Source organism: Pseudomonas sp. Pseusp88 (genome assembly GCF_047303955.1).
Classification (GTDB): Bacteria; Pseudomonadota; Gammaproteobacteria; order Pseudomonadales; family Pseudomonadaceae; genus Aquipseudomonas.
This window is the reverse complement of record NZ_JBGLYM010000010.1, coordinates 15,497-38,051: the sequence shown is the minus strand read 5'-3', so window position 1 is coordinate 38,051 and position 22,555 is coordinate 15,497. Positions and strand designations below refer to the sequence as shown.

Genomic DNA, 22,555 nt, shown 5'->3' with positions numbered 1-22,555 from the left:
CCTGGCAACAGCGATCAGACCGCTTTCTCGGTCTCGACCACAGGCTCCGCAACCTCCGGCTCGACAACCGGCTCGGCAGCGGTCTGCATCTGATCCTGCACCACCTTCTCATCCACCCGCGGGTCAAGCGCCACCACCAGCGGCGAGGCACACATGCTGTCCGGCATGGCCACATGATGCAGCGGCGCATCCTCGACCTGATGCAGGTTGGTGACCGCCTTCGGACGGATTCGCCAGACCAGCATCAATGCCACGAACGCATCGAAGGCATACAGCATATTGCTGCCGAACGACTTCATCAGCACGCCGGTGAGCAAGGGGCCGACACTGGCACCAATGCCGTAAGTCATCAGCAGCATGGCGGTGAGGGAAACCCGGCGTTCGCCTTCGATATGGTCGTTGGAGAACGCCACCGCCAGTGGATAAAGGCCGAACAGCAGCAACGAGGCGGTAAAGCCCAGGACAAACATCACCTCCAGCGGCAAATGCGGGATAATTGCCAGCGGTAACACCGCGACGAACAGCACCCCGGCAAAGCCACGGATCAGCTTGGCCCGGTCGTAACGGTCCGACAGTCGCCCCAACGGCCCCTGCACCAACAGCCCGGCAAGAATGCAGCAGCCCATGAACCAGCCAATCTCTTCGGTGGACAGGCCCTGTTGCTGCGCATACAGCGGCGCCAGGCCGTAGAACGAACCGAGCATCGAGCCGGCGCACAGTACCGTCGTCAGGGATTGCGGCACCCGCTTCATGAAGAAGCGCGGTTCCAGTGGTGCCGGATGCATGGGCGCAGGGTGAATGCTGCGGGTCATGGCCACCGGCACCAGGCACAGGGCGAAACACAGGGCGACCAGCATCAGCAATTCAAGCCCCAGATGCGGATGGACCACCAGGATCAACTGGCCCAGCACCAACCCCAGGTACGACGCGATCATATAGCCGCTGAACACCGTACCGCGTTGCTTGGCGTCGGCCTGCTCATTGAGCCAGCTCTCGATCACCATGTACTGGCACATCATTCCGAGGCCGACGATAAGGCGCAGGAACAGCCACGCCGGCAGCCAGTCGATCAGGCCGTGACCAAGCACCGCAGCACTGACAATACCGGCGCAGGTCGCGTAGGCGCGGATATGCCCGACCCGGCCGATCAGGCGGTGGCCGATCTTGCCGCCCAGCACCAGGCCGAAATAGTTGGCCGCCATCAAGCCACCGACCCACAGTCCATCAACGTGATCGGCCGCCAGGCGCAGGGCCAGGTAGGTACTCAACAAACCCGAGCCGATCAACATCATCAGCGAGGCGAAATACAGCGCGCGAAAGGACTTCCAGATTTGACGCATGGACTTTCCAATAAAAGAGGCCCTCTGCTGAGTGGCCTCCAAACAACGGGTTTTTAAGCCTGGGCAGCCAGCACGCGGCGTTCCCAGGGGGTAATTTCGTCAAAGAAACTGGTCAGTTCCAAGACTTTAGAAGCAATGTAGCCTTCGACAAACTCGGCGCCGAACAATTCTCGAGCCAATTGACTGCGCTTCAGACGCTCCAGAGCGTCGTGCAAGGTACATGGCAGCGACAATTCATCCGGCACAGTGAAATCGCCCTGAATCGGCGGCGTCGGTGCAAGCGCCTGCTCGATGCCATGCAGGCCCGCCGCCAGGCTGGCAGCGATGGCCAGGTAAGGGTTGGCGTCAGCGCCGGGCAGGCGATTTTCGACACGCCGGGCTATCGGCGCACTGGCCGGGATCCTTAGGCCCGCTGAGCGGTTATCGTACGACCAGCAGGCGTTGTTCGGCGATGCAAACGGATGGCAAAGGCGCTGGTAGGAATTGACGTTCGGGGCAAACAACGCCGTGAACTGTGCCAGACACGCCTGCTGCCCGGCAATGAACTGATGGAACAGCGCCGTCGGCGAGCCGTCTGCGGCGCTGAACACATTGCGCCCGCTGGTCGAATCGACCACGCTCTGGTGGATATGCATCGAACTGCCCGGCGTGTGCGCCAGCGGTTTGGCCATGCACACCACGGTCAGGCCATGTTTGAGCGCCACCTCTTTGAGCAGATGCTTGAACAGGAAGGTCTGGTCTGCCAGCAGCAATGGGTCGCCATGCAGCAGATTGATCTCGAACTGGCTGACGCCCATCTCATGCATGAACGTGTCGCGGGACAGGCCCAGCGCCGCCATACAGGCATAGACCTCCTGAAAGAACGGGCGCAGACCGTTGTTCGAGCTGATACTGAACGCCGAATGACCGTCCTCGCGGCGCCCGTCCAGACCCAGGGGCGGCTGGAAAGGCTGGCGCGGGTCGGGATTGGGTGCGAAGACGAAAAACTCCAGTTCCGTAGCCACCACCGGCGCCAGGCCGCGCGCGCCATAACGGGCAATGACATTCTTCAACAGGGTGCGGGTCGACAGCGGCGAGCCGCCGCCACCGAGTTCCTCGGCGTCGCAAATGGCCAGGGCGCGAGGCGGCTCGCTCCAGGGCAGACGATGGATATGCCGGGGGTCAGGGACCATGGCGACGTCGCCGTCGTCGCTGCCGTAGAACCGCGACGGTGGATACCCGCCCATGATGCACTGCAACAGGACTCCGCGCGCCAGCTGCAGACGTCGCCCCTCAAGAAAGCCTTCGGCGGTCATGACCTTGCCCCTTGGCACGCCATTCAAATCAGGGGTAACGCATTCAATTTCTGCAACACCAGTCAGGCATTGAGCAAGAGAATTGTGGCCATCGCTGGTCATGACGCAGATCCTTGAAAGTAAGACAGGCCGCCCGGCGGCAAGGTGTACAAAATACGCAGCAGGCGTTCGAAATTTCAAGCACGACTAATGGATATTCTCCACCCTGCCATCGGCTTGAGAAAAGCTATTACAGATGATTGCTGTTTCGGCCGATAACCGCTCATCTGGCCGAGTTATTGCTTCTGCAACATCCGCAGATCAACCGCCGGTTTAGTGGCGGCTATCGCTGCTTTTTCTCGAATTTTCTGGATGTATGCATGGACTCCACCCGACTGGTCAGTATTGTCATCCCTGCGTTACGCGCCGATTTCCTTGAACAGACCCTGGCCAGCGCCTTGGCGCAGACCCACTCTGACTGCGAGATCGTGATCTGCGATGACAGTACCCATAGCGCTGTAGAGGATATTGTCGAGCGCCTGCGCCCGACGACCACCCTGCCCATCCGCTATCTGCGTAACGCTGTCGCGCTGGGTGAGACAGCCAGCCTCGGCCTGGCCATCGCGCAGGCACAAGGGCCGTATATCAAAGTTCTGCAGGACAGCGCCCTGCTCGCTCCGACGTGCGTCGAGCGCATGCTGGGCGCTCTGCAGCAACATGACAGCGCCAGCCTGGTCACTTCGCGACGCCAGTGGATAGACACTCTGGGCCGCCCCGTCGAAACCCTGACCGTAGAGAACCCGCTGTTCATTCAGGACGCCATGCTCGACAGCAGCGATACCCTGGCCTTTTTAGCTGAACATGCCTGCAACTTCATCGGCGAACTGGGCAGCGTACTGTTTCGCCGCAACACCTTCCTCGCACTGGGCAAAACTGCTTTCAGCCTTAATGGTGAATCGCTGCCTGCCATCGGCGAACTGCTGTTGTTCACCAACTTGCTGCGCAAAGGCCACCTGATCATGCTCAGCGAGCCCATGGTGACCAGTCGCCTGATTCCAGCTCATGCCGATGCCCCCCTGCCCGCCGTGCCGGGCCTGCATACCGAGGAACACATCCAGTTTCAGCGCCTGATGCGCGAAGCCGGGCTGAGCGCACCACTGCTGATCAACCATCTGGTCAAGGGCGTAACCCTCAGCGCTGCGCAGACCGTGCGGCACTACAACCTGCTCGTCAGTTCCTGGCAGCCCGAGTTGATCCTAAGCCCTGAACAGGTCGAGAACTGGCAGAACGGGCGCCTGCCCAATGCGACCCAGCTGCCGCTGATCGAAGACTACCTGGCGGCTCCCCAGAACCATCAGGCCCTGCTGATCGTCGTGTTCGATGACTCCGGCAGCAATCATGCACTGGATCACACCCTGGCCAGCCTGGAAGGTCTCAGCCCTCAATTGCCGGCCCTGGAAGTCGTGGTGGTCTCGCCTCGCCATGTGCTGCCAGCCACATCATTCACCGGCAGCCTGACCCTGCACCAGCACAACAGTAGCGACCGCGCTTCGCTGATGAACCAGGTGATTGATCGCTTCGCCTTCGACTGGGTGATGTTCACCGAGGCGGGCACCCGCTTCACTCCGTTCGGGCTCGCTGCCGTGGCGATCAGACTGGCGACCTCGCTGCACTGTCGCGCCCTGTTCGCCGATGAAATGTATCGCGATCAACTGGGCCAGATGAGTTCGGCCATGCGTCCGGACCTGAACCTGGACTACCTGCTCAGCTTCCCGCTGATCATGGCCGGGCACTGGTTCTTCCGTCGTGATGAACTGTTACAGCTCGACGGCTTCGACCCAACCTATTCCGGGGCTGCGGAATTCGACCTGATCCTGCGCCTGATCGAGCGCGACGGTCTGAAAGACATCGAGCATGTCAGCGAGCCGCTGCTGGTGCGGAGCACTCCGGTGCCGGACGACAACCCCCATGAGCTGCGCGCCCTGCAACGCCATCTGCAGGTACGTGGCTACCCCGACGCCCAGGTGCTGCACAGCGTGGCGCGCCGCTATCACGTGCAGTACGGCCATAAAGCCCGGCCGCTGGTGTCAATCATCGTGCCGACCAAGGACCAGCTGCCGATGCTCAGGCGCTGCGTCGACAGCCTGCTGGAAAAGACCCTGTACCCCCACTACGAGCTGTTGATCGTCGACAACAACAGCGAAACCCCGGAGGCGCTTGAGTGGTTCGCCAGTATTGATGCACTCAACGATGACAAGGTGCGCATCCTGCGTTACCCGCTGCCGTTCAACTATTCCGCGATCAATAACATGGCTGCGCGCCAGGCCCGCGGCGAATATCTGGTTCTGCTCAACAACGATACCGCAGTAGTCCACGGTCACTGGCTGGACGAGTTGCTCAACCATGCCCTGCGCCCGGAGGTCGGCACCGTCGGCGCCAAATTGCTGTTTACCAGTGGTCGCCTGCAACACGCCGGTGTCCTGCTGGGGTACAGCGGTCCGGCCACGCATATTTTCGTCGGCGACAGCATGTACACGGCGGGCTATATGCAGCGCGCCCAGGTGGATAACAATTACAGTGCGGTCACGGCGGCCTGCATGATGATCCGTCGCTCGATCTACGAAGAGGTCGGCGGCCTCAACGAGCAGGACTTCACGGTTTCCTACAACGATGTCGACCTGTGCATGAATATCGGCGCCCTGGGCTATCTGCACGTATGGACGCCGCACTCGGTGCTGATCCACGAGGGCAGCATCAGCCAAGTGAGCATGGACACCGATAAAGGCAAGGAAAAGCGTCGGCGCTTCGAGGCCGAGCAGGCGGCCATGTACCGCAAGTGGCTGCCAGTGCTGGCTAATGACCCGGCGATCAATCGCAACCTGGCAACCCACATCACATCCATCGAACTGGAAAGCCTGAGCCAGACCTGGCAACCCATGCCGTGGCGGCCGTTGCCGGTCACCCTCGTGCATCCCGGCGGCTCGGAAGAAATTGCCAGCTACGGCCTGATTGCACCCTTCCTGCAGTTGCGCGACGCTGGCCTTATCGATGGCTCGATCAGCACCCGCACGCTGTCGGTTATCGATATGGAGCGCTACAAGCCGGATGTACTGGTGTTCCAGTGCCGCCTTGATCAGCCGCTGCTCGACGCCATGGAACAGGCCCGGCGCTACTGTGGCGCCCTGATTATCCTGGAACTGGGCGAGCTGCCGATCGAACTCGCCGCGGTCGGCCACGACCCGGACAATCGTTATGAGGCGGCCTTCGAACTGCTCCACGCCATCGTGCGCCATGTCGACCGTGTCATCGTGCCTACCCAGGCCCTGGCGCAAATCGCCCGGGGCCTGCATAGCGATGTGCGAGTCATTGAACACCGTCTGGATAGCAACAACTTCCCGGCCATCACTGCGCGCACGGCCAATGCCAGACCGCGCATCGGTTTGCTGGGCAGATCCTGTCAGATTGAAGACTTGCAGGAATTGTTACCGACCATGCAGGCCCTGGCTGATGAGGTGGACTGGATCATGATCGGCAACTACCCGCCCGCTCTGCGCGAACTGCTGTGCGAAGTCCACGATGACAACGAATCCCACAGCCTGCCGGGCCTGCTCGCCAGCCTCAATCTTGACCTGGGCCTGGCCCCGGCCGTGCAGAATCTGTACAGCGACTGCAAGAGCAACCTGGCCCTGTTGCACTTCGGCGCGGCAGGCATTCCCGTGGTCTGCAGCGATGCGCGCTGCCACGACGGCGACTTACCGGTAACCCGAGTCAGGAATGGCAGCGATGAATGGCTGTCGGCCATCGCCGCCCATATCAACGATCCGCAAGGCGCAATCAATCTGGGACAGCAGTTACGCAGGCAGGTGCTCAGGGACTGGACCTGGCAACAGGCTCATCTGCTGGCGTGGGGAGAAGCGTGGCTGGTGCGGTAGACAAGGCTGCGGATTTGCGGGACCGGCTTTAGCCGGGAAGGCAATGTGACAGGTGGAGATATGTATCGCTCCTGCCTTCGTCTTCCCGGCTAAAGCCGGTCCCACATGAACCGCATCTACAAATGTTTCGCGTCAGATGCGGAAATAACCCACGCACGAATCAAACGGCAGGCGCTTGAGCTCGACCTTGTTCAGGTCCAGCACTTCGCGCAAGGCGCTGGTTTCACCGGGGAAGTTACGATAGGCCACTTCGTCCAGCACCACGATGGCGCCCTTGGGCATGTACGGCAGGAAGGTTTCCAGCGCGACCTTGGTCGACGAATACAGGTCAGTGTCGAGGATCAGCATCGCCACTACCAGGTCCGGGCGGGTTTTCGGGAACGCCGGGACAGTCTCCATGATGTCGCCCTTGATGATCTCGCAACGCGGGATACGGTTGACCGGACGCACCAGGTCGTTGGCATCGATCATGTCCTGGATCAGCGACTCGTCGGTGTCGGAGAACATGGTTTCGTTAATATCGCTCGGGTCTTCTTGCGCGTCGATACTGGCAAAGCCGGAGAAGGTGTCGAAGCCGATGATCGAGCGATTAATCGCATAGGGCTCGAGGATCATCGACAGTTGCATGTAGAGCATCAGCGAGTTGCCCTTGTACACACCGCACTCGATGATCGCGCCAGGAATGTCCTGGACCATCTTGAACAGCTCGATACGCGACAACGCAGCCGTGACCGCAATACGGTTGGCAAACACGAACGGTGCGTCGGCGACGTATTGGGAATCCACGCGCTTGAGCACATTGGCGCGTTTTTCGTTGTACTCGGCCTCAGGCCCGGTAAGGCGGCGCTTGGTCATTGGTTGACTCCCTGGAATGACGAAAAATCGTGGAGGTGAAAGAGGTCCTTGTAACCGGCCTCGGAATCCTTGACACCGCTGTCGACGTTGACCGCACCGCGCCCGCTCAACAGATCAGCGATGTGCAATAAACGGAAATCGATACTGAAACGGGTTTCGTTGGTGTGATTGGCTACGGTGCCATGCAGGTGTGCCCCGGAGAAGGTCAGCATCTCACCGGCATTGCCGGCAATGCGCAGCTCCGAAGCGGTGGAAATCTCTTCCAGCGGCAGCGGATGAACCCGGACTTCTTCGGTGACATTGCTGCCAGCCAGAGGACGCTGCACGTTGATCCAGTCGTTCAGGCTCCAGTCCACAGACGAATTCTTCACCGGCGTGGCAAAGTAACCGGCGTTGATCATCATGGTCTGTCCGGGCTCGATGGTGTAGACCGGCATCCAGGTATTAATCTGCGACTGGGCGCTGCCGTACCAGGTATCCCGGTGCGGCTTGTAGGCGTAACTGACGCCCGCGTGCAGGTATTCGTAGTTGGGCACTACGCGCAGGCGCGGTACATCGAACAAGTATTCATTGGGGTCGATACCGATTTCCAGGGCAAAGCGCCGGATCATCTCCTTGACGTCCTGGCAATTGGTGAACTGCCCCTTGAGCCGGGTAACCAAGCGGATGAACTCGGTGACCGGCATTTTAGTGTGCAAGGCCTTGTGGTCGGCCTCGCCGTCGAACGCTGCGGTAATGCTCTGGCGGGCGAAAGCGCACAGTTCGGCCGGAGCCTGAAGGGCTGTATCGAGGAAAATATCCCCGGCGTAGACGCGCTCCTTGAAATCAGCCTTCTTGTTTAGTTGGTTGATGTACAGATTCACGGTTTTGCTCCTTAAGGCCGATCCTGGGTAATCATCGGCGGCCCGGGGAAAAACTGAAGTCAGGGCAGATAGATACTGAACAGCCCGCCACCCAGCGTGCCGCCATTGCTGATCTCGATATGCCCACGCACGCCATTGCGCTCGTGGCGCCGGGCGATATGAGTGGAGAAGTACAGGCCAAGGCCGGTGCTGCCGCTACGCTGATTGATGCCCTGCACGTACTCGACCTGGGTACCGATCATGTACTCTGGATAGCCGGGGCCATCGTCGTTGATGCTGATCACCAGTTGCTCGTCCTCTTCCCGGGCGCTGATCTGGATCGCGCTGCGGGCAAAACGAATGGCATTGATGATGATATTGGCCACCACCGAACCGATCAGCTCGCGGTCAAAAAAGCCCAGGGGGCTGACGCACGCGACCTCATAGCTGGCAACGATGCCACGGCTTTCCAGCACCTCGCGATGATGGGCCAGTTGCGCCTCGATAAAGTCGTCCAGCTCGTGATAGTCAGGGCGCAGTGGCAGTTGGTTGACCCCCATCTTGTACAGCCCCAGCAACTGCACGAGCATGCCGTTGAGGTGGGCGAACTCATAATCGATCACCGCGCCTTCCGGGGTCTTGCGTTGCTCCGCTGGCAACTGGCCCAACCAGTCGCTATGGGCGTGCATCAGGGTCGCCAGAGAGTTCTTCATGTCATGCACGGTGGAGGCGATCACCATGGAAAAATCCAGCCCCGAATCCTGCTCACTCATGTAGCAAACGCCTTGCTCTGCAACTTCTGGAAACGCTCGAATCGAGCATCGGTGTCGGGCATCTTGCCGACCATCTTCAGACAGGCCTGACACTCGGCCAACTGCTGCGGGTTGAGATTCTCGACCTTAAGGTGCAGCAAGGACTGCGCCATATTAAGGGCAATACTGATGTTTTTCGGTTGTAGCGCCAGGGCCTTGCGAAACAACTCCTGAGCCTCGGCGAGTTGACCGGCCTTGTAGCTGCGCACGCCTTGCAGGTTGAGGTCGATGGCGGTCTTGTTGGCGCCCAGGATCGCCGGATCATCGGTCTGACGCGCAATGCTCTGCATCACGGTCGGATCGTCGCCGTAGATTTCCGCACAGTTCTTGAGCAACCCCGAGCTGGCGTCTTCTTCCCCCAGGTTTTTCAACTGCGACGCTACGGCCAGGGCGGCATCGGCACTGAGAAACTGCTCCATGCCAGCCAGATGTTCCATGGCCGAGGCAGTCAACTTGGCGGCCATTTCCGGGTCGCTGCGCTGCACGCTGGTGGCCTTCATCAAGCGGGCGCGTACCTGCAGGCCGGGATCGTCGGCGTTCTCCTTGGCCACTTCGCCAAGGGCCTGATTGATCTCCACCCGGGAGCGGGCATCCAGGCCCTGGTCACCGCCCTTGCTGATCAATGCCTGGGCCAGGCCCAGATTGGTTTCGGGGTCTTTGAAGCGCGAGAACTGCCCTTGCGACACCGCCTGGCGATAGGCCTTGGAGGCGCTTTCAAAATCTTCGTTGTCCAGCGCAAGTTTGCCCAGCATGCGCTGACGGCGCACAGCCAGGGGCGACAGGCGCACCGCGTCTTCAAGGACCTTCTGTGCACGCTTGAGATCACCAAGGGCGACCAGGGAATCGGCCAGGCCATCGAACAGCACCGGCATCATCGGGAATGCCTTGACCGCCTGCTCAAAGACCGTGTGGGCTTCAGCGTTCTTGCCCCGCTTGAGCAATACCTTGCCCAAGGCCGCGTAGGCCCAGGGCTGTGGTCGATCGGCAAGGATTTTCTTGAGGAAATTTTCCAGGGTCTCGTGCTGGTTCAAGTCACGCAGGGCATCGGCGCGAAAGCGCAGGCACAACGGTGCGAAGCGCGGGTCTTTCTGTGACAGCGCGGTACAGGCCGCCAGTACTTCGGCAGGCTTGCCGCGGTCCAGCGCCTGCAGGATCGGCTTGAGCAGGGTCTTGCGCTGGACCAGTTTTTCCAGACGCTGAGCCAGACCCGCGCGGTTGAATGGCTTGGTCAGGTAGGCATCGGGCTCCCATTCCAGGGCGCTCATGACCATGGCCTGGCTGTTCTCGGCGGTGACCATGATGAACACACTTTCATAGCTGAGCAGGCGCTCGGTCATCAGGTCTTCGAGCACCTGCTGGCCATTCTTCTTGCCGTCGCCGAGGTTGAAATCGTGAAGGACAAAATCATAGCGTTTCTGCGAGCACATCTTCAGCGCTTGCTCGCCGGTGTCAGCGGTATCGACTTCCTTGACTCCCAGCTCACGCAGCATGGAGCGGACCGAACTGCGGAAATCAGAAAAATCATCGACGATCAGAAACTTTTTTTCGTTGTACGCCAGCATCGAGATTCCTGTTCTGCAGATAAGTATGGAAGGTGAGCCCTAGGGCAAAGGCATAACGGGTTCAGCTTCCCTGCGCCAGTGAGCGCGCAGATTCCGGCTATTGGCAATTTGATATCGGCTGATTTTACACGAACTGAATCACCTCTTGCCTGTCGAGTACCTTAGGTCGGCTACAAGGGTTTTCCTGAGGCATCCAAAACGAAATTATAGGGGCTTTACCCCATGTGCAAGGTACGAGTTCTCAGATCCGCCCCGTCTCTCGCGCGCCTCGCCAATCCCAGCCAGCAAAAGGCAGCATCATTGTGTTGAAAGCTATGGCGCCAAGCTTCTCATCGGGTTTGCCAACTTTTTCTCAATTCGGCGAAAAAACGGACGACATCTATAGGAACACGTCTTCACTGACGAAACGTGGTCACCTCCGACTCGGTCGGGGCAAGCGCCAGGCATTCAGGGATTTCTTCGATGAGTTGGTTAAATCAGGCAAAAATCGCGACCAAACTGCTGATCGCGTTCGTGTTGTGTGCGGTGATCACGCTGATTGTCGGGGCATTGGGCAGCCGCGGTATCACACGAATTTCCGAAAACATGAACGAAGTGTTCACCAACAACGTTTATTCCGTGATTAAAAGCTCAGAAGCCAAGTCCCGGGCCATTGCCCAGAACCGCGACCTGTACCGTGCGCTTTCGGCGGCGGCGGAAGATCGTCCACCGGCCGAGATAGACGCCATCATCAAGACACTCAAGGAGAACCAGGCCCTGAGCGAAAAAGCCTTCAAGGACTATCGCACCACCGATCTGGCTGACGACGAACGCGCCGCCGGAGACCAATTGGAGAAAGACTGGCCGGTTTATCAACAGCAGATCGGCGCATTTCTCGACAAGCTCAAACAGGACGATCTCGGCGGTTCCCGGCTGCTGCTCAGCGCCGACGTGGAAAAACTGTTCCAGAGCATTCTTGCCGAGCTGAACATCATCGTCGACTCCAATAACCGGCAGATCGACGAAAGCGCCACAGAAGCCAAGAATATTGCCAGCTCGGCCAATTGGGTCTTGTACTCCGGCATCGCCGTCGCCTTTCTCGCCGCCATCGCTCTGGGCCTGCTGATCACCCGCATGATCAGTCCGCCCATTACCCAGGCCGTTGGTTTTGCCCAGAGCATTGCCGCCGGCGACCTGACCCAACAGATCAAATCCGCCAGCACCGATGAAACCGGTCAGTTGCTCAACGCGCTGAACGCCATGCAAGGCAGCCTCAAGGGAACCCTGGCGCAGATCGCCGCCGCATCGACGCAACTTGCATCTGCGGCGACCGAACTGAGCACTATCACTCAGGACAGCAGCCATAGCCTCAACCAGCAGAACGCCGAGATCCAGCAAGCGGCAACGGCAGTGACGCAAATGACCACGGCGGTCGAGGAAGTCGCGCGCAACGCCATCTCCACCTCAGAGGCGTCTTCCGCTGCCAGCTCAGAGTCCGCCACCGGGCGTGATCAAGCCCGGGACGCTGTCGCGGCAATCACCAACGTCAACACGGAAATCAACAAATCCACAGGCCTGGTGGAAACCCTGGCCAGGCAGGTTCGCGATATCGGCAAGGTACTGGAAGTGATTCGCTCGATTGCCGAGCAGACCAACCTGCTGGCGCTCAACGCTGCCATCGAAGCGGCACGGGCCGGTGAACAGGGCCGCGGCTTTGCCGTGGTAGCAGACGAAGTCCGCGCCCTTGCCGCCCGCACCCAGGCCTCGACCACGGAAATCGAAAGCATGATCAGCGCCGTGCACAACAGTGCCGACCAGGCCGTCGCCGCCATGGGCAACAGCCGCACCCTGGCCGCCGATACACAGGAACTGGCCAAGGCCACCGGTGAGTCTCTGGAACGCATAGCCGCCAGCGTCGCGGGCATCAACGACCGCAACCTGATCATTGCCAGTGCCTCGGAAGAACAGGCTCAGGTCGCACGGGAAGTGGATCGCAACCTGATCAATATTCAGGATCTGTCCAACAACACTGCTGAAGGTGCCCGCTCGAGCAATGCCGCCAGTCAGGAGCTGTCGAAACTGGCCAGTTCGTTTGATGCGCTGGTGGCGCGGTTCAAACTCTGAATCCTGTCAGGCCTTGCCGGATCCTCTGCGGGATTACTCCCTGTGGGACCGGCTTTAGCCGGGAAGACGACATTACAGGCGATATACATCTATCGAATGTACCGACCTCTTCCCGGCTGAAGCCGGTCCCACAGCAGCACATCGCCCCACTTACAAGCCGGGCATATGCAACATCTCGATCCACAATGCGCCTTTGCCCGACGGCGCTTCACTGACCCGTTTCAGCGCACCTTTGTCACCGATGGCATAACTGCCCACCGTGGCGCTTTTCTCCCCCGTTACCAGCAACCAGCGACCATTGGCGGAAAGAGCGATATTGCGCGGCTGCTTTTCCTCGACCGGATAGTTACCGAGAAAACTCAGTTGACCGCTGGCAGGTTCCAGCTGAAAGGCTGAGACACTGCTACTGGTGCGCTCGGTCATGTACAGCAACGTGCCGTCGGCGGAAATACGCAGGTCCGCTGCCCAGATGCGTGGTGTCGGGTCATCTTTGAGATCGTTGTTGCTGGCATCGCGTACTTCACCGTGGGCCAGATTCAGGCTCGCCGGAATACCGTCGGCCACCGCCACCTGAGTCAGGGCTCCGCTGTCCGGATCGATGGCAAAACTGGTCACCGTGCCGCTCATTTCGCCAACCACATACAGGTACTTGCCATTGGGCGCGAAGGCCAAATGGCGCGGACCGGTCTTGGCGGGCACGCTGACGAAACCTGTGCCGATGGGGGTCAGGCTGCCGGTCTTGGCATCGAGGCGATATTGCAGGACATGATCGGCGCCCAGGTTACCGGCGTAGACAAAACGATTGCTCAGGTCCGTGCGGATCGAGTGAGCGTGTGGACCAGTCTTGACCGTATGGATCTGCTCGCTGGGGCGGGTTCCACCGTCGATGGCCTGAACACTGAGCAAGTCAGCGCCATACGAGGCACCGAGCAGGAAATGTCCGGAGCGATCAACGCAAAGGTATGCAAGGCTGTCAGCCAGCGGCGCCTTGCTGATGGCCTGCAAGTGCCCGCTTTGCGGATCGATGCTGAAGCCCTGCACCTGAAACGGCTTGACCCGTTGAGCGGCGAACAACACCCTGCCATCCGGGCTGATGGCCAGGGGATTGACCTGATCACCCACCAGCGTCTGCTCGATCAGGCTCAGGGCACCGGTGTTTTCATCGAGCTGATACTGGGTGACCAGACCGTCGCCGGGGCTGGAGATATAGGCAAAAGTGGCCGCGTGAACGTTGACGGCCAGGGTGCAGGCCATGACTGCCGCGAGAATTAGGGGCTGTTTCATGGAAGGTCCTTCTTATTGTGGGAAAAAACCAATGACCGCCCTCATGGTGAAGACGGTCAGCAAGAGTAATGTCAGACCGCAGGCTCGGGCGAAGTGCCCTTTGGCTCGATAGTCGGCCCGGCCGGGCGTACCGCTTCACGGGCAACCGTGAGGATCACACAGGCAGCGACGATATCGAAAATCGCCAGCACCACGAACAGCGGACTGTAGCCGATCTTCGTCACCATGATGCCGAACACCAGGGTGAACAACGCAGCGCCGAGGAAACCGAACATCCCGGCCAGGCCCGTGGCGGTGGCCACTTCGTTCTTGCCGAAGGAGTCGGAAGTGATCGAATACAGCGCCCCGGACAACATCTGGTGGGCAAAACCGCCGGCACAGAGCAAGGCAATCGCTGCATAGGGGCTGCTGACCAGGCCGACACAGGCCGGGCCGATCATGCACAGCGAGCCTGTGAGCATCACCAGTTTGCGCGAGGTGAACAGCGACACCTTCAGATAGCGATGGAAAATCGGGCTGAGGTAGCCACCCAGTACCGAGCCCAGATCCGCCGCGAGAAACGGCAGCCAGGCGAACATGGCGATTTCCTTGATATTCATGTGCCGTTCGGTCATCAGGAACAAAGGAATCCAGGCGTTAAACGTCTGCCAGGCCGGCTCCGAGAGCACCCGCGCCAGGCCAACCGCGAAGAAATTGCGCTTGGTGATGGTTTTTTTCCAGTCGGCTTTCTCGGCCACCGCGTCACTGAAATGAGCTTCCTGGCCTTCGAGGATATAGGCCCGCTCGGCTTCGCTGATGGAGCTTTGCTGAGGGCGCTTGTACAACCAGATCCATAGCAGCGTCCATAAGCCGCCCAGTACGCCGACGACGATAAACGCCAGTTGCCAGCCGCTGTTGAGGATCGACCAGACCACCAGTGGCGGCGCCAGCAAGGCGCCGAGGGACGAGCCGATATTGAACCAGCCGATGGCCACGGAGCGCTCCTTGGCCGGGAACCATTCGGTCACCACCTTGACCCCGGCCGGATAGCCCGCCGCCTCGGTAAACCCGAGCAGGCCACGCAGGAAAGCCAGACTCTGCCAGCCGGTAGCCAGGGCGGCTGCGGCACACATCGCCGACCAGGCCAGGGCAAAAATCGCCAGGCCCATCTTGGTGCCGATGGCATCGATAATGTAGCCAGCCACCGGCTGCATGAAGGCATAGGCCATCTGCCAGGCAATCACGATATGGGAATATTGCTCGGTCGAGATATCGAGCTGAGTCATCATGGTGGGCGCGGCCACCGACAGCGTGTTGCGCGCCAGATAGTTGATCACCAGGCCGCCGGACAGCAGGCAGACGATCCACCAACGCATTCCTTTCACTTTCATGTTTCACCCGATTATTTTTTTTGAGAGGTGATAGGCAGCGCCATGACCGGTGAGGCAGGCCCGCAGTTATACGTCATCGTATGAGATAAAACGAAGCCATGCGAAACATTTTCTTACATTTACCCGTGACTCGCAGAATAGGGCCACGACTAACCTCAAGACCAGCAGGCTATTGAGAATAATTTGTCACCATACGGTGACAAATCCACACCTGATCATTCGACTTCATTGGCCGAATCTGAATGATTGACAAGGCCAATCAACAGTCGATTTAATTAAGTCGTACGACAACCACAATAAAAACCCGAGGATTCACCGGCCATGACCACTTCTTCATCCCCTACCCCTTTTCCGCGCCTGCTGCTGACCGGTGCCGCCGGCGGCCTTGGCAAGGAACTGCGTCAGCGTCTAAAGCCTTTTTGCGAGGTCCTGCGCCTGTCCGACATCGCCGAGATGGCCCCGGCGGCGGATGCCAGCGAAGAAGTCCAGGTCTGCGACCTGTCGGATAAACAGGCCGTCGATCAGTTGGTCGCCGGTGTCGATGCCATCGTGCATTTCGGCGGGGTGTCGGTAGAGCGGCCATTCGAAGAAGTGCTCGGCGCCAATATCAGCGGGATATTCCATATCTACGAAGCGGCGCGCCGTCATGGCGTAAAACGCGTGATCTTCGCCAGCTCCAACCACGTGATCGGCTTCCACAAGCAGGACGAAATTCTTGACGCCCACAGCGCCAAACGCCCTGACAGCTACTACGGCCTGTCCAAGGCCTACGGCGAAGACATGGCCAGCTTCTACTTCGACCGCTACGGCATCGAGACCGTGAGCATCCGCATCGGCTCGTCTTTCCCCGAAGCGCAGAACCGCCGCATGCTCTGCACCTGGCTGAGCTATGAGGACCTGACACAGCTGATCGAGCGCTCGCTGTTCACCCCCAACGTCGGCCACACCATCGTCTATGGCGCCTCGGCGAACAAAGTCACCTGGTGGGACAACCGCTTCGCCGCGCATCTGAACTACCAGCCCAAGGACAGCTCGGAACAATTCCGCGCCAAGGTCGAAGCGCAACCGATGCCGGCAGCGGATGATCCGAGCATGGTTTATCAGGGTGGCGCGTTTGTGGCATCAGGGCCGTTCGAGAGCAACTGACCCCGAACGCCATGCAAGACTTTGTGGGAGATTCTATGTTTGCTGTAAAGCCAGAGTAGCCCCTTCGCGGATCCGACAATATTCACGCACTACTGTGGGAGCGAATTCATTCGCGAAAGCTTTATTCCGGACGCCGCCAATGTGTTGGATGTACTGGCCCCTTCGCGGATGAATCCGCTCCCACAGATTCGATGATATTCACGCACTACTGTGGGATTTATCCGCTCCCACAGATTATCCGAACCCGTCTTGGCGCTACAAAACCCCACGCAACGCCAACCCCGCCAGATACATCAACGCCAACCCGCACACGCCGTAACTGACCCGCTGCCAGCGATCCGATGCCGACTTGCGCAGCAACTCCACCAGCCCCGCAGTCAAGAAGCAGCACAACACCGACGCCAGCATGAAACCGCCGAAGAAGGTCAGGGTCTGGGCATGGCTCGGCGTATCGCCAACGATCCCTGCCAGCGCGGTGCCGAGCGCGCCCCAATAAACAATGTTCTTCGGATTGGTCAACGACAACGCCGCACCGACCACCAGGGCACTGCGCCCGCTCCCTGCCGCACCGCTATCCGCCACCGGCAGCCGCCAGGCATCGCGCAGACTGCCAATCCCCAGCCAGGCCAGGTACAGAGCACAGGCCAGCCCCAGGGGCAGCCTGACCTGAGGGTATTCAAACAGCAGCGCCAAACCGGTGAGGCCAATCACCGCCCATAACGCATCCCCCAGCAACGAGCCGACCTGCACACAGAGCGCCGGTGCAAAACCGTGCTGCAAGCCACGGCGCAGGGTCTCGGCGAGGATCGCGCCGGGGGACAGGCAGAACACCACGCCGAAGACAAAGGCGCTGAGGAAAATGGTTAGCATGGGCAACATTCACCGTACAGAAACTAAGACGACAGCCCGTTGGAGCCGGGCTTGCCCGCGAAATGGGCGATGCGGTGTATCAGGATGGCCGCGTCAAGGCCATCGCGTGCAAGCCTCGCTCCAACGGGCTCTGTCTGTCTTGAACCAGATTGCAGCCTCAGCCCAATACCGCCCGCTGAAATGCCCCAGGCGCCATGCCGTAGGCGGCACGGAAATGCCGGTGGAAATGACTCTGATCGGCAAAACCCAGCTCATGGGCAATGACCACGGCGGGTAATCCGGCGCGCAGCATGCCCCGGGCGCGCCGGGTTCGCAGCTGCATTGCCCACTGACGGGGCGTAAGGCCGGTGCCTTTCTGGAAGGCGCGCAACAACTGAAATTTCGATACTCCGAAGGCTGCGCTCAGCAGCTCCAGATCAGGCGTGTCCTGCAAGCACTCGGCGAGCCATTCCTGCACCGACGTCACCAGCCCCTGATCCGCCTGCACGGTAACCGGCAAGCGCGTCCGATTGCATGCCAGCACATCGGCCAACGCCATCAGCAACTGCTCTTCGGCCCGCTCACGCAAAAAAAGGTCTGCCGAAAATGCCCCCTGGATCGCCCCCGCCAATGCCCCGGCCAATTGCGGCGAATGACAAAGCGCCCGCTCGAACTCCACGCCCGGCACACCCAGACCCGCCGCCAGTTGCTCCTGACGGACATACAGCCCGACATAACTCCACGCTTGCCCGGTCTTGGCACCGCCACCCTGAATCTGTCCGGGGTTATAGAAAGTGATATCGCCACGGCTCGCATGAAAAGTTTGCCGGTCCAGCCAGACATGCTCCTCACCGCTGAGATTGACACCAATCACACACTCGTCATGACTGTGCCGGGCGAACTGCATGCCTACGCTTGAGGCACTGCACAGTTCATAGGGACCGAGCTGGGCTTGGTGAAGGGTGTCAGTCATGGCGGCTGTCATTGGCGAGGTAATGGCGAAACAGGCTAGCGTCTGGCGCTGTTTTTGTAACCTGCAAAAACAACCTGGCCTTGCGGATTGGAATGAGGGTTTGCAGGCGCCGGCTTGCTGGCGATCGAGTGCGAAGCGCCCGCAATAGCGTCGGTGACTCACTTGACGCCATCGCCAGCAAGCCGGCTCCTACGGGCCCTGAGCTAGCTGCACGAAAGCGCCGTGTCAGGGCGCATCCTTCAGGATGGCACTAGCGCCCAACCCGATACACCAGACTCTGCGCCTGCCCCGGCACATCATCCAAAGTATCCACCAACTGCATGCCGACCTTCTCCAGCACCTTGATCGAGGCCATATGAGCGGGCCTGACCACGGCGAAGACTTCCGGCACGGCCAGTTCAGCGAAGCCGTATTCCAGCGCCGCGCGGCTCAGCTCCGTGGCGTAGCCCTGGCCCCAGGCCGAGGCGGCGAAGCGGTAGCCGAGGTTGAGGCGTTCGGCGTCCAGGTACAGGCGTGCATCGAGGCCGCCGAAGCCGATGATCTCGTCGGGGTTGACGATGGTGGCGATGGTCCATTGACCGTAGCCCTTGTCGCGCCAGTGCTTGAGCCAGGTGTCCAGCAGCGCCTCGGCCTTGTGGATATCGGCCAGGGGCCCGGACGGGTTGAACTGGTTGGTGGCCGGGTCGCCGTAGATGGCGAACAGGCTGGCCAGGTCATCGAGCCGGGGTGGTCGCAGGATCAGGCGGGAGGTAGTGCGCTGCTGGGTCATGGCTTTGCTCAGTTCATTTTCATTGTGCCGTGGTCGTGCATATCGCCGTGATCATCGGTGGTCAGGGCACGGGCGGTGGCATCGACCTTGATGGAAGTTTTCAAGCCCTGGGCATCTTCGACGACCAGGGTCAGGGGCACATGATCGCCCTCCTTCACCTGTGCCGTCAGGTCGATCAACATGACGTGATAGCTATTGGTGTCCAACACTACCGGTTTGCCTGCGGGCAGCGCTACCGACTCGACTTCCTGCATGATCATCACGTCGTTTTTCATGCTCGACTGATGGATCTGCACGATCTTCGCCACCGGCGATTGCACGCTGAGCAGCTTGCTGTCGGCACTGGCAGTGATGGTCATGAATGCACCGCTGGACGCTTGCCCTTGTACGGTGGCGCGGACCCAGGCATTTTCGACTACGGTCTGCGCGGCAGCATGGCTGGCCAGGGTCATCAGGGAAAGGCTAAGCAGCAGGTTTTTCAGCAGGTTCATCAGCAGACCTCCATCAGGGTAAGCAAATCTTCGGTGCATTCTTGGGCGGTGAGGGACGGCGACAGGCTCAGGCGCATGACGCCCTGGGTGTCGAAGATGTAGCTGGTAGCCGTGTGGGACATGGTGTAGGTCGAACCGTTGGGGACCTTTTCGTAGAACACGCCGAACTCCTTGGCGGTGGCGGCGGTTTCTTCCAGGGTGCCGTAAAGGCCGACAAAGGATGGATCGAAGGCCTTGACGTAGGCGTTGAGCATCTCCGGCTTGTCCCGCTCCGGGTCCACAGTGATGAAGATCACCTGCAGCTTGTCGCCGTCGCGGCCCATGAGTTTCTTGATTTTCGCCGCCCGGGCCAGGGTCGTCGGACACACGGCCGGGCATTGGGTGAAGCCGAAGAACACCATGGGCATCATGCCGCCGAAACTCGACAGGGTACGGATGCGGCCCTGTGGATCATTGAGCCGGAAGCTGCGTCCGGTGATCTTGTCGCTCATGTCCTTGCCGTACTTGAACGCCAGTTTGTTCGAATCATCACAGCCGGCCAGCAGGCCCAGGCTCAGTACACTCAGGCCTCCGATAAGTTGGCGCCTGGTCAGTAGCGTATTCATTCGCTGTTTCCTCAATAACGTGCGCGAAGGCAATCTGTGGGGGAATTGTGGGAGCGAATTCATTCGCTAAAGCGGCATTCCAGGCGACAAATATCTATCGAAGGTACCGGCCGCATCGCGAATAAATTCGCTCTCACAAAAAACCAAATTAATTCATAGAGTTATAGTTGTTTGACTCGCACTAAAAACTGAAATCCACCTTGGTCCACAAGGTCCTTCCCGGCTCATTGAGGGCCTTGTCACCGGGGAAACCAAATCCCGCATCTCCCGCCAGGTTCAGGTGCTCGGTGTAGTTTTTGCCGAACAGGTTATCGACTCCGGTACTGACCTTGAGCTGCTTGCTGAGCTTGTAGCTGCCATTGAGGGAGAACACGCCGAAGCCAGCGCTCTTGCCGAAGTCCTGGCCGACCACGTTGCCCTTGCCCACGGCGACGCGATCCTGTGCTGCCACCACACGCCACAAGGCGCCGGCGCTCCAGACATCCCGCTCGTAGGTCAGGCCAAGCCTGCTTTCCAGCGGTGGCATTTGTGGCAAGGCCTGGCCATCGGAGCTGTTCTTGCCCCAGGCGTAGGCCAGGGTGGCGTCGGTCTTCCAGTTGGGCGCCAGGCGCCAGGCAGCACCCAGTTCCCCGCCCATGATCCGCGCATCGACGTTTTGCGTGCGTGAACTGCTCATGCCCATCATGTCGGTGCTGTAGTCAAACAGGATGAAGTCGCGGACCTGGCCGACATAACCCGAGGCCCAGGCCTGCAGATCGTCGCCGTTGTACTGCGCGCCGAAATCCAGCTGAGTGGTTTTCTCTGGTTTCACCCCGTCGAACGCATTGCGCGAACCGCTCGGCCCGCTACCTGCGGAGAACAGCTCCCAGTAATCGGGGAAGCGCTGCACATGACCGATACCGGCGTAGAGCGTGGTCGGCGAATCGGCCAGATCGTATTCGTAGCGGGCAAAACCGCTGGGCAACGTGTCGGCGCGAGTGTCGTCGGCGGTCGGGTTGGCCCGGCTCATACTCATGCTGCTGATCGATTGCCGGTAGTCCTTGGCCGAGGCCCGGTCCAGACGAGCACCGGTGACCACACGGTTGCGCTCGGCGGCATACCAGGTCATTTCGGCGAAGGCGCCGTAGTTGTGCTCGACGGCGTCCTTGTTCCAGGCAATGGCATCGGTGTCGGTGTAGACATTGGTCATCATGTTGTAGCTGGAATTACGCGTGCGATGCTCGCTGCGCAGGGCATCGACGCCGGTGACCAGCTCAACGTCCGACCACTTCCAGGTCGCAGCCAGGCGTCCCCCCATGGTCCGCCGATCGACCTGTGACGCCATGGGCATGGCCATGGCGCTGCTCGGGTCCGGCGTGCGCAGGCGGAAGTTGTCCATGATGTGATCGGCGTAGTTGTAGTAGACCTGCGCTTCGAACTTGTCGAGCACGCCGCCGAGGTTGCGCTTCTCGAATTTCAGGCCAAGGCTTTCGCGCTCCAGTTGCGAGCTGTCCATGCCCCGGCCGCCCAGGCGCGCCTCACCGTTACCCTTGCCTGCCGTGAGCTCGACGAGAGTGTCCTCGTCCGGTGTCCAGCCCAGGGCGACATCACCGTTCCACTTGTCCCAGCGCGACGGCACCGTATGGCCGTGGCCGTCCTTGTAATCGTCGGCCTCCGACTGATTGCCCACCACCCGCAGATAGCCCTGCGGGCCGCCGACGGCACCATCGAGGACCTTGTCGAAGCGGCCGTTGGAACCTGCCAGCACGCTGCCATTGAGACGGCCGCCCAGTTCGCCGAAATGCTCCGGCCCCCGCTCGAACAGCACCGTGCCCGCCGAGGCGCCCGGCCCCCACTGCACAGTCTGCGGGCCTTTGATCACGGTGAGTTTGTCGAAGGTCTCCGGGGCGATATAGGAGCTGGGTGCGTCCATCCGATAAGGGCAGGCGCCGAGCATCAGGCCGCCGTTGGTGCGCAGGTTCAGGCGCGAACCGAACATGCCGCGCAGCACCGGGTCGCCGTTGGAACCGCCACTGCGAATCGCCGAAAAACCGGGGATGGTCTTCAGGTAGTCAGTACCATCACTGGCGGGGACCGGCTGCCGGGCTTCCTTGGGGTTAGTGACGATGGTCAGGGGCGAACTTTGTTGCACCGCCGTGATCACCAACGGCGAAAGGCCCAGGGGTTGCGGGGTATCGGTATCGTCGGCCTGAGCCAATACGGGCAGGGCCAGAAACAGACAAAAGGCCTGGCGCCAGCGCAGATGCGGCCGGGCAAGGGTGAACAGCGGCTCGTTCTTGGTCGAGTACATGGCAGGTATTCCGGAGCAAGTCAGGCGTCCGAGCGCGGGCATTCACCCACCGACTGCG

At 60.2% G+C, this 22,555-nt stretch carries 17 protein-coding genes and 1 pseudogene; 4 read left to right on the top strand and 14 right to left on the bottom strand.

The genetic code is table 11. The features are described from left to right. Positions 1 to 14 precede the first annotated feature (14 nt). Positions 15 to 1,340, bottom strand: coding sequence for an MFS transporter (locus ACCD02_RS15050; protein WP_413303089.1), 1,326 nt, complete (start codon positions 1,338 to 1,340; stop codon positions 15 to 17). Positions 1,341 to 1,393: 53 nt separating this feature from the next. Next, a complete protein-coding gene (locus ACCD02_RS15045; RefSeq protein ID WP_413303422.1) occupies positions 1,394 to 2,635 on the bottom strand; it encodes a glutamine synthetase family protein in 1,242 nt (413 codons plus the stop codon). Positions 2,636 to 2,994: 359 nt separating this feature from the next. Between ACCD02_RS15045 and ACCD02_RS15040 the strand changes: the two genes are divergently transcribed. Continuing rightward, positions 2,995 to 6,546 (top strand): glycosyltransferase, encoded by a 3,552-nt coding sequence (locus ACCD02_RS15040; protein ID WP_413303087.1) that lies wholly within the window; start codon positions 2,995 to 2,997, stop codon positions 6,544 to 6,546. A 132-nt stretch (positions 6,547 to 6,678) separates the two neighbouring features. Here the strand turns inward: ACCD02_RS15040 and ACCD02_RS15035 are convergent, their stop codons facing one another. The 4 genes from ACCD02_RS15035 to ACCD02_RS15020 are packed head-to-tail and all read right to left on the bottom strand — an operon-like array spanning position 6,679 to position 10,617. Beyond that, on the bottom strand, positions 6,679 to 7,401 hold the full coding sequence (locus ACCD02_RS15035) for a TylF/MycF/NovP-related O-methyltransferase (RefSeq protein WP_413303085.1): 723 nt from the start codon (positions 7,399 to 7,401) through the stop codon (positions 6,679 to 6,681). Next, positions 7,398 to 8,264, bottom strand: coding sequence for a hypothetical protein (locus ACCD02_RS15030; protein WP_413303082.1), 867 nt, complete (start codon positions 8,262 to 8,264; stop codon positions 7,398 to 7,400). The genes ACCD02_RS15035 and ACCD02_RS15030 overlap by 4 nt, the downstream gene beginning before the upstream one ends. Before the next feature lie 59 nt (positions 8,265 to 8,323). Continuing rightward, positions 8,324 to 9,016 carry a sensor histidine kinase gene (locus tag ACCD02_RS15025; protein WP_413303080.1) on the bottom strand — a complete coding sequence of 231 codons (693 nt, stop codon included), beginning with the start codon at positions 9,014 to 9,016 and terminating at the stop codon, positions 8,324 to 8,326. Further along, positions 9,013 to 10,617 carry a response regulator gene (locus ACCD02_RS15020; protein ID WP_413303078.1) on the bottom strand — a complete coding sequence of 535 codons (1,605 nt, stop codon included), beginning with the start codon at positions 10,615 to 10,617 and terminating at the stop codon, positions 9,013 to 9,015. The genes ACCD02_RS15025 and ACCD02_RS15020 overlap by 4 nt, the downstream gene beginning before the upstream one ends. Positions 10,618 to 11,079: 462 nt before the next feature. On the opposite strand from ACCD02_RS15020, the pseudogene ACCD02_RS15015 reads away from it, so the two are divergent. Together ACCD02_RS15015 and ACCD02_RS15010 are read left to right on the top strand one after the other, a co-directional pair. Then, positions 11,080 to 11,862 (top strand): annotated as a pseudogene (locus ACCD02_RS15015) (MCP four helix bundle domain-containing protein); the annotation flags it as partial. After that, entirely contained in the window at positions 11,857 to 12,720 is an 864-nt protein-coding gene (locus tag ACCD02_RS15010) for a methyl-accepting chemotaxis protein (protein WP_413303420.1), read from the top strand. The pseudogene ACCD02_RS15015 and the gene ACCD02_RS15010, both read left to right, overlap by 6 nt. 150 nt (positions 12,721 to 12,870) lie before the next feature. Here ACCD02_RS15010 and ACCD02_RS15005 read toward each other — a convergent pair whose 3' ends face one another. Continuing rightward, complete coding sequence (locus ACCD02_RS15005) at positions 12,871 to 14,004, bottom strand: lactonase family protein (RefSeq protein ID WP_413303075.1); 1,134 nt, start codon at positions 14,002 to 14,004, stop codon at positions 12,871 to 12,873. A 71-nt stretch (positions 14,005 to 14,075) separates the two neighbouring features. Further along, a complete protein-coding gene (locus tag ACCD02_RS15000; protein WP_413303073.1) occupies positions 14,076 to 15,374 on the bottom strand; it encodes an MFS transporter in 1,299 nt (432 codons plus the stop codon). A gap of 321 nt (positions 15,375 to 15,695) precedes the next feature. Between ACCD02_RS15000 and ACCD02_RS14995 the strand changes: the two genes are divergently transcribed. Then, positions 15,696 to 16,520: an NAD-dependent epimerase/dehydratase family protein gene (locus ACCD02_RS14995; RefSeq protein ID WP_413303071.1), complete on the top strand. Its 825-nt coding sequence runs from the start codon at positions 15,696 to 15,698 to the stop codon at positions 16,518 to 16,520. A 255-nt stretch (positions 16,521 to 16,775) separates the two neighbouring features. On the opposite strand, the gene ACCD02_RS14990 is transcribed toward ACCD02_RS14995, so the two are convergent. The 6 genes from ACCD02_RS14990 to ACCD02_RS14965 form a co-directional block, all read right to left on the bottom strand. Continuing rightward, complete coding sequence (locus ACCD02_RS14990) at positions 16,776 to 17,390, bottom strand: LysE family transporter (protein WP_413303068.1); 615 nt, start codon at positions 17,388 to 17,390, stop codon at positions 16,776 to 16,778. Between the two features lie 157 nt (positions 17,391 to 17,547). Continuing rightward, positions 17,548 to 18,342 (bottom strand): AraC family transcriptional regulator, encoded by a 795-nt coding sequence (locus tag ACCD02_RS14985; protein ID WP_413303066.1) that lies wholly within the window; start codon positions 18,340 to 18,342, stop codon positions 17,548 to 17,550. Between the two features lie 250 nt (positions 18,343 to 18,592). Next, the gene (locus ACCD02_RS14980) at positions 18,593 to 19,111 is read right to left on the bottom strand and encodes a GNAT family N-acetyltransferase (RefSeq protein WP_413303063.1); all 519 of its coding nucleotides are present in this window, start codon (positions 19,109 to 19,111) and stop codon (positions 18,593 to 18,595) included. 8 nt (positions 19,112 to 19,119) lie between these two features. Continuing rightward, positions 19,120 to 19,602: a copper chaperone PCu(A)C gene (locus ACCD02_RS14975; protein ID WP_413303061.1), complete on the bottom strand. Its 483-nt coding sequence runs from the start codon at positions 19,600 to 19,602 to the stop codon at positions 19,120 to 19,122. Further along, entirely contained in the window at positions 19,602 to 20,207 is a 606-nt protein-coding gene (locus ACCD02_RS14970) for an SCO family protein (RefSeq protein WP_413303058.1), read from the bottom strand. The genes ACCD02_RS14975 and ACCD02_RS14970 overlap by 1 nt, the downstream gene beginning before the upstream one ends. Before the next feature lie 181 nt (positions 20,208 to 20,388). Continuing rightward, on the bottom strand, positions 20,389 to 22,497 hold the full coding sequence (locus ACCD02_RS14965) for a TonB-dependent copper receptor (RefSeq protein ID WP_413303055.1): 2,109 nt from the start codon (positions 22,495 to 22,497) through the stop codon (positions 20,389 to 20,391). Positions 22,498 to 22,555 lie beyond the last annotated feature (58 nt).